General features: G+C 39.3%; 2 protein-coding genes. Both read left to right on the top strand.

From position 1 onward, the window contains the following. Positions 1 to 261: hypothetical protein (locus tag B4U84_RS31385; RefSeq protein ID WP_207391057.1), on the top strand; the 261-nt coding region annotated here is incomplete at its 5' end. After that, positions 258 to 1,041: RNA-directed DNA polymerase (locus B4U84_RS30185; protein ID WP_510650830.1), on the top strand; the 784-nt coding region annotated here is incomplete at its 3' end. The genes B4U84_RS31385 and B4U84_RS30185, both read left to right, overlap by 4 nt.

Below are 1,041 nucleotides of genomic sequence, written 5' to 3' on the forward strand. Positions count from 1 at the left end.
AAGAAATTTGGCGTATGCAGAACCGTCGTAACACCTAGCCCAGAAGACAGCCTTATATTGCAATGTCTTGTCGAAAGCCTGATCACTAAACTACTTAAAAACCAACCGACCAGCAATGCGTTTTTCAGTAGAAGTCATCAGACACCAGAAAAAAATTCACTTTTGCAAAAGATTATATATGGTTTACTCAGTGGAAGAAATTTGCAAAGTTCAGAATTAAAGTCGCATCAAGCTATAATTTTGTTGCAACAACTGACATAGCAAACTATTTTGATAACGTCCAATACGGTCATCTTCGAAATATCATATCAACATTTGATGATATTGAAGAGGTAACTCTTGACCTTATCTTTGGGATTTTGGAGAGCTTGTGTTGGCGACCAGATTATTTGCCAGCTGCAAATATAGGATTGCCGCAAGTTCAATTTGATGCCCCACGACTGTTAGCTCATGTCTACTTGTACGAGATAGATAGTTATTTAAACAAAGCGACCAACGGTACATTTGTTAGATGGGTCGATGACATAACATTTGCTGCAGACGACGAAGATCAATGCAAACTGATACTTAGGGATTTGGATACGCTGTTGCAAATGAGGGGCATACGCCTTAATTCTGGCAAGACTCATGTCATGCCCGCCTCGACCGCTCGACGCTTTTTTTACCAGCGCGAGAATGAAAATTTGACGCGATGGACAAGTGAATACGATAAGTCGGTAGATCAAAAATTGCCAACAGGCTCAACATTAATAAAAGTCGGCAAATCTTTTAATCGCTTCATACGTCGTGAAAAATTTGGCCATTACGATAAAATTATTAAGCGATTTATCGGATTTGCCGCAAAGTCGAAATCTGATTTTGCATTGGATTATACTCTTGAACTGCTATCCTCAAATCCAGAATTAAGAAATTATGTCTATTGGTACGCCGCCGAGCTTCCCCCAAATACGAAAACACTAAAAACGATTGAAAAATACCTTTTTAGCTCTGGAGCTCTGGATGACACCTCACAATGTCAAATTGCAAAAATGCTAACGGACT

This window comes from Westiellopsis prolifica IICB1 (assembly GCF_004323185.1).
Lineage (GTDB): Bacteria > Cyanobacteriota > Cyanobacteriia > Cyanobacteriales > Nostocaceae > Pelatocladus > Pelatocladus prolificus_A.